We start from the raw sequence: 6,666 nt of genomic DNA, 5'->3' as shown, positions 1-6,666 counted from the left end.
GCAGCGTGACAGCCGCCGTCCATAACGGGTAGTCCGGGCTTGGCACCAGGACCTCGTCGCCCGGGTCGAGGAGCGCCTCCATGCAGATGCCGGTGAGCTCGCTCACGCCGTTGCCCATGAAGACATCCTCGGCCGAAACGCCCGGGACGCCGCGTTCCTGCTGCTGACAGTGCACGAGCAACCCTGACCGGAGTGAAAATCGAGGCAGCCAAATCGTTGCCGGCTACGGATGCCAGAACGCTTCGATGCGCAGGCCGTAAGCTCGCTGCTCGAGTTGCTGCTGCACCAGGTGCCATCATGATCCCGCCCACGGTGCGCATCTTTGTCTATACGGAGCCTGTGGACATGCGACGCGGGTGTGATGGGCTCGCACTGTTGGCGCGCGATGCACTGCGGCAAGACCCTCGTTCGGGTGCATTGTTCATCTACGCCAGCCGTCGACGCGACAAGCTGAAGATTCTGTGGTGGGACAGCAACGGCTACTGCGTCCTGTACAAGCGGTTTCACGGGGCAGTGGTCGAGCTTCCCTCGTCGGACGGCTCGATTCCGTTCGCAGTTCGCATCGACGGCAACAAGCTAGCGCAGCTGCTTGCCGGCAAGATGAAGAACCGCAAAACAAATCGCACAAAACTGCGCGTAGTACGTTGACGAATTGAACGGACAGTGGTTGTCTGCTGTTTGTGATGGGCGCGGCCGCGGAGCAGCAGGACCCCACGATCGACGTCGATTCGGTGGCTGTTCAGTTCGAGTTGCTCGACAGCGAAACACATCGCAAGGCGCTGCTCGAAGCGATTCGAGCTCGTGACGCCTACCGCAAGCTCATCGAAAAGCTCAAGGAAGAGATCGAAAAGCTCAAGCGCGGTCTCATCGGTCCCAAGAGCGAACGCTTCAAAGGCGATGACGATGCGCAGTTGTCGCTTCGGATTCTCGGCGAGTTACTGGGCAAGCAACATCTCGATGGGGTTGACCCGAAGCAGATTGCCGAGCAACTGCTGAGGCAGGCGGAAGACGAAGCGCAAGCCGAAGTCGAGGCGCAAGCCGGAGCAGAGCCGAGCGAGCAGAGCGCGCAAGGCGCTGACGCAGCCACGGGCAGCGCCGAGCCACATCGCCCCAAGCGCAAGCCGACGGGTCGCAAGAGCAAGCGTGATGAAGTCGTGCACAAGCTCACGATCGAGATGCTGCCGGACGAGGTCAAGCATTTGGGGCTCGACGCGTTCGAGCGTATCGGCGAGGAAAGCTCGACCAGCATCGAACGGCGTGTCTCGTCATTGGTCGAGGTGAAAATAGTACGCCCGAAGTTCCGTGCCAAGACACTCGAGGCCATCGAAGCGGTCAAGGCCGAGCGAGTGCGGTGCGACACGCTGCCGGAGCACGAGCCTCAGAGCTGGTTCACCGTGGCGCCCGTGCCGGAGCTCCCCTTGCCACGCAGCATTGCGGGGCCCGGGCTGCTCGCCAACGTGACCGTCCGTCGCTTTGATGACCACCTGCCGTACAACCACTTGGAGAACGTCTACGAACGGGAAGGAGTACGGTTCGGACGCTCCACGCTGTATGGATGGCTCGATGGACTGCGCGAGCTGTCTGCTCCGCTCATCGAGGCCATGTTGCGCGATGCGCGCGATGCCCCCTATGTGTGCATCGACGCCACCGGGGTACTCGTGCAGGCGCCCGACAAGTGCTCGCGAGGACACTTCTGGGTGTTGGTCGTGCCAGGGCACCACGTCATCTTCGCGTTCAGCAGGTCGCACGACTCGGCCGCAGTTGACGAGCTGCTTGGGGGCTACAACGGCTACGTCGTGGCCGACGCCCACGCGGTCTACGACCACCTGTACGGCGAGGATGGAGCAACCGAAGCGGGGTGCTGGTCGCACGCGCGCAGCTACTTTTTCAAGGCCCTGGGCACCGAGCCCGAAATCGCCCGCGAGTTCCTCGGCAACCTGCGCGTGATGTTTCTGCTCGAGCGCCGGTTCGCCACGCGCCCTCGCAAGCAACGCGAGCGGATGCGGCAGAGCAAGGTCAAGCTGCTGGTCGACAAGCACTTCGAGCTGTGCCGCAAGCACGAGGACTCGGCGCTGGACGGCACCCCGTTGGCCGCTGCGGTCCGCTACTCGCTCAACCAGGAACAGGCGCTGCGTACCTTCCTCGACGACGGCAGGTTGCCGGCAACCAATAACATTTCCGAGAGGCAGGCTCGCCGCCAAGCGGTTGGCAGGAAGCGCTGGCTGTTCGTAGGCAGCGACGACGGCGCGGCCGTCAACACCACCTTCAACACCCTCATCGCAAGCTGCCACCTGCACGGCATCGAGCCCGAAGCCTACCTGCGAGACCTCCTGTGCCTGCTGCCCAGCTGGCCCAAGAACCGCATCCTTGAGCTCGCTCCCTGCAACTGGAACCAGACCCGCCAGCAGCCCCAGACTCAGCAGCGGCTCGCCGACAACATCTGGCTCCGTGCCATCCACGAAATCGATCGGTTCCACGTCAGCTCACAGTAGCGCCTCGGCGCCATCCCAGGAACCACGTGCCTCAACGAACGGGTACCGCGAATCACATCATGTTCATTGACCCTCATATCGATCCCAGCGAGGACCGCTACAAAGGTCTGGAAACGCTCATCGAGAGCGCTGCAGGGAGATCCCCAAGGCCTTTGATCGAGCTCCACCGGGTCTGCTACCGCGGCTCGGGCAGAAGCCGGACGATCCTGAATCTCGATGAGGTGGAAGCGACGTTCCGCGCCGAACTCGGCGGCACCCTGAGTAACGTGGGGCTATCGGTTGAGGTGTTCATCTGGAGCGACTTTCACGACCGGTATCTCATCAGCAATCTTGTGGGCATCAGCGTGCCAAACGGCTTTGACACAACGAGAGCAGCCGACGCGCGGACGACCTGGACCCGCCTTGGACGTAAAGATCGCGATGGCGTGCAGCGCGAGTTCGACCCCGCCCACCACAAGCCCCGCAGACGGTTCACCATCCCATGACTACGTTTGCCGCAGGACGTGGGTACTCGAGACCCCGAGGACATCATGAGCGCCAGCGTCCGTCTGAACGCCTTTTTGGCGACGCTGGCAGTTCATTCCCGGCAATCGAGGTGCTCGCCAGATGAACCGTCAGGAGCAATGGCGGGCGACGCCGAGGTCCGTTTTCCAGGTTGCGACCACAGAGAACCGCGATCTACACCTGGCCGTACTGTCGCTGTTTGCCGAACGCGAGCTGACCGATCCGGCACTAACCCTCGAAGACCTCTTGAGTGCTCTTCCGTACCAAGCGCCGGACCTGGGTGCCGACGAGGCAAGCATCCGCAGGAGCCTCGACCAGCTCGTCGAGTGGGGGCTACTCGATGAGTCCCGCAACGAGTCAGCCACGTACCGCACGCCAGAGGAGTTCCAGCGGCGTAACCTGCAGTGGTCTCTGACCGCTCACGGCCAGACTGCTGTGGCCCTCCTGGATGAAGCGGCCCGCTTTCTCGCCGCCGTCGCAAGCCTCCAACCGGCGGCGATCGATTCGCTCGCTCAATCGATCGCGAAGGCGGTGCGCCTGGCTGCGGACTCCTCTTCCGACAGCGCCATCATTCACGTCGAGCTCCAGCAGGCCGAGCACCACCACCAGTCCCTGGTAGACAACGTCCGGCGATTTCAGAGCCAGCTCTCGCATCTTCTGAGCGATCCGACGCTTGACGATGTTGTGATGGCGCAGGCCCGCGACGCGATCATCGAGTACCTGACCCGATACATTCACGACGCGGAGCAGCCCGCAGCACGAGTGGCCGATGCACTTCGGCAGCTCCATGAGCTCGGCGACGCGTTCGTGCTCGAGCGAGCCCTTGCCGGCGCGAACCTCGCACCAGATCCGGTTCTTGGCGACCCGGGACCTCGATGGATCAAAGAGCGCACACGACGATTGGCCGCGCTCGACGAGTGGTTCCTTCGCACGGCGGACGGGTCGCTACCACGAATGGGCAGGCTGCGATCCCGCGGTCGCGACTGGGTGCTTCACTTCCTGCGCGTGATGGAGCTTCGCCGGGCACACCGGCGCCGCTCGGCGAGCATCATTGATGACTTCACCACGATCGCCCGCACCTTCGCTGCGTGCGCCGACGATGACGAGGCCGCGCGATTGTTCACGGCCGCTTTCCAGCTTCACGGCGCGAGGCATCATACCCTGGCCTACGATGACGTGGATGCCCTGGACCCGGCAACGACGGCTGCCAGCAATCCGGCGATAGACCTGACGTCGACACTGCGTGTGCAGGGCGCCACCCGGCAGCGCTCTCGGGAGCGCCCTGTCGTGGACCCCCGAGAGCAGCGGGCCCGCGCTGCAGCAGAACAGGCAGAGGCTCTGCGGCGCACGGCCGCCTTACGTACTGCGATCATCACGGATGGTACCGTGCGCTTGTCGAGCTACGGGCGCCTGGACTACGAGCAGTTCCGTGACCTCGTAGACCTCCTTTGCGCTGCCCTTACAGCTCTGCCATCGGCCGACGGCACCCGCCAGTGCTTCTCGAGCGACGGCCAAGTGGAGGTGGTCGTCTACCCGCTGGACACGGCCCGTATGTGCTGTCTTGAGACTGATGCCGGCACATTGACCGCGCCTGATTTCCGCGTGTCCGTGCGACTACGTGGAGTCGACATCGCCACCGGCACCGCTGCGATGATCTCGGTCACGGGCGGCACACACGAGGGGCTGCTGTCATGAGCGCTGGAAACCACGACACCGAAACGCGGGGAGCCGCGATTCGAGCGCTGCTCGCATCTCCGCTACTGCTGCGCAGCCGAAACGAGGAGCTGTTTCGAAGCGTGGCAACACAGCGCGGCTCGCTGGAGTCGTGGTTTGAAGACAATCTCGGTTGGCAACTTCAGGTCGATATTCGTGCCGGAATCGCCAGGCTGCACAAGCGGACCCAGAACCCCGACTCACGGCGTGGTCTCCGTCGCACGCGATCCAGCAAACGGCCCTTCGACGCCTTCCGCTACCAACTCCTCGCGCTGACCTGCGCGGAGTTGCTTCGACGACCCCACACCACTTTGGGTGACTTGGGCGACGCGATCACTCGGATCTGCGCCGGGGACGACATCCTTCGTTCCGTTGACGTGGGCAGACACTCCGATCGTGTGGCTTTCGTCGACGTTCTGCTGTGGTTGATCGAGGTCGGAGCCGTCGACGTGACCGCCGGAGAGGTGGATGGATTCGGGAGCTCGCAGGACGTCGACGCCGTTCTCGTCGCAGATGCGACGCTCATCCCGCTGCTCCTGTCCTCGGATACGGCGCCCTCGCGTGTTGAGGCAGACACACCCGGGCAATGGATCGACCAACTCGTCAATGAGCCGAGGTACGGCACGGCGGCGACAGATCTCGAGAATACGGACCGAGATCAACGCGCGCGCTGGTCCAGGCATCAGGCCATCCGGCGATTGCTCGACGATCCCGCGGTGAACATCGACGAGCTCCACCCGGGGGTACAAAGCTACCTGTTCACCCCTGCGGGCCGAGACAAGGCGATCTCCGCGGCCGAGGAGGCGGGGTTGACCGTCGAACGGCACGCGGATGTGTGGCTGGCCATCGACCCGACCCGTGAGTCGACATCGGGCACTTTCACGTCGGCCGGGCGATCCTCCACGGCCGAGCAGGCGGCGGCAATCGTGTTGGCGATCCTGGTGAGCGTTGACGTCGATGGACACCGACACTTGCTCCGGAGGTCTATGCTGTCACTCCGCGGTGCCCTTGATCAGCACCTGAAGACAAGCCCGGGTTGGGCTCGTGCCTTCCGCAACGCTTCAGGCGTCGACGCTTTGCTTTCAGATGCTATCGAGTTGCTCGAGGAGTTTGGACTGGTACGGCGAGACGGAGACGACATCGTGCCGCGCCCGGCCGCTGGACGGTTCGCGGTTCGCGTAGTGGCGAGTCCAGCTACGTCGGACGACGATGTAGAGGTGGCTCCATGACCACGATGCTTGCCAGCGATTCCGGCACCGCGTCACCGGTGTCTGTCGACGATTTCCGGTGGCTGCCAACTCGAGCAGGCCTTGTCAACGTGTGGCAGTACACCGAGGAGATCCTGGAGTTCGAGCGGGGGCGCCTCGTCCTGTACGGCCCGAACGGGTCTGGCAAGACGATGGCCCTCGAGCTGCTCCTGCCGCACTTGCTCGACGCGAAAGGCTTGCCAGGACGGCTATCCACTTCAGGTGCCGATCGCGGCGGGCTCTGGGACCGTGTGAGCGGGTACGACGAAGGCGAACCACGCACCGGCTATCTCTGGCTCGAATTCGCTCTCGACGACGAAAGGACCTTTACAGCTGGCGTACGACTGAGAGCGAAGCCGTCAGGCGGCGGGGACAAGCATTGGTTCACCACCCCACGGCGAGTCGCGATCGACTTCTCGCTCCTCGACGAGCATCGGCGCCCGCTGTCCGTGGAGCAACTGACCGAGGCCGTCGGGGCCGAGGGAAGGGTCTGGGGATCGGATACCAGTGGCTACCGACAAGCCATCCGAACGACGCTGTTCCCCGGCTGGTCCGATGATCGACTGGACGCGCTCATCCGCACCCTCCTGGTGGTGCGCAAGCAGAACGTCACCGACGGCCTGTCTCCCACAAGACTCTCCGATCTCCTTTCCGAGGCGCTTCCGCCGCTCGATGACCTCGAGCTGGGCCGAGTTGCTGACGGCTTTGCG

Annotated in this window: 6 protein-coding genes and 1 pseudogene; 6 read left to right on the top strand and 1 reads right to left on the bottom strand. The window is 63.8% G+C overall.

The features are described from left to right. A pseudogene (locus tag MJD61_14225) lies at positions 1–160 on the bottom strand (aminotransferase class I/II-fold pyridoxal phosphate-dependent enzyme). 137 nt (positions 161–297) lie between these two features. On the opposite strand from MJD61_14225, the gene tnpB reads away from it, so the two are divergent. The 6 genes from tnpB to MJD61_14195 all read left to right on the top strand — a co-directional run. Next, complete coding sequence (tnpB, locus tag MJD61_14220; GenBank protein MCG8556426.1) at positions 298–648, top strand: IS66 family insertion sequence element accessory protein TnpB; 351 nt, start codon at positions 298–300, stop codon at positions 646–648. Positions 649–683: 35 nt separating this feature from the next. After that, positions 684–2,492, top strand: a complete 1,809-nt coding sequence (locus tag MJD61_14215; protein MCG8556425.1) for an IS66 family transposase — start codon at positions 684–686, stop codon at positions 2,490–2,492. 26 nt (positions 2,493–2,518) lie between these two features. After that, entirely contained in the window at positions 2,519–2,977 is a 459-nt protein-coding gene (locus MJD61_14210; protein MCG8556424.1) for a hypothetical protein, read from the top strand. 121 nt (positions 2,978–3,098) lie between these two features. Continuing rightward, positions 3,099–4,691, top strand: a complete 1,593-nt coding sequence (locus MJD61_14205) for a TIGR02677 family protein (protein MCG8556423.1) — start codon at positions 3,099–3,101, stop codon at positions 4,689–4,691. Next, positions 4,688–5,938, top strand: coding sequence for a TIGR02678 family protein (locus MJD61_14200; protein ID MCG8556422.1), 1,251 nt, complete (start codon positions 4,688–4,690; stop codon positions 5,936–5,938). The genes MJD61_14205 and MJD61_14200 overlap by 4 nt, the downstream gene beginning before the upstream one ends. Then, positions 5,935–6,666, top strand: a 732-nt coding sequence (locus tag MJD61_14195) for a TIGR02680 family protein (GenBank protein MCG8556421.1), incomplete at its 3' end; no start/stop codon positions are given. The genes MJD61_14200 and MJD61_14195, both read left to right, overlap by 4 nt.

It is taken from the genome of Pseudomonadota bacterium, assembly GCA_022361155.1.
Classification (GTDB): Bacteria; Myxococcota_A; Polyangia; order Polyangiales; family JAKSBK01; genus JAKSBK01.
This window is presented reverse-complemented; position numbering and strand designations above follow the sequence as displayed.

What these genes read in the sequence shown, in the direction of transcription:
- tnpB (MCG8556426.1), top strand. Translation starts at nt 298, where the DNA reads ATGATCCCGCCCACGGTGCGCATCTTTGTCTATACGGAGCCTGTGGAC.
- MJD61_14200 (MCG8556422.1), top strand. Translation starts at nt 4,688, where the DNA reads ATGAGCGCTGGAAACCACGACACCGAAACGCGGGGAGCCGCGATTCGA.
- MJD61_14205 (MCG8556423.1), top strand. Translation starts at nt 3,099, where the DNA reads ATGAACCGTCAGGAGCAATGGCGGGCGACGCCGAGGTCCGTTTTCCAG.
- MJD61_14215 (MCG8556425.1), top strand. Translation starts at nt 684, where the DNA reads ATGGGCGCGGCCGCGGAGCAGCAGGACCCCACGATCGACGTCGATTCG.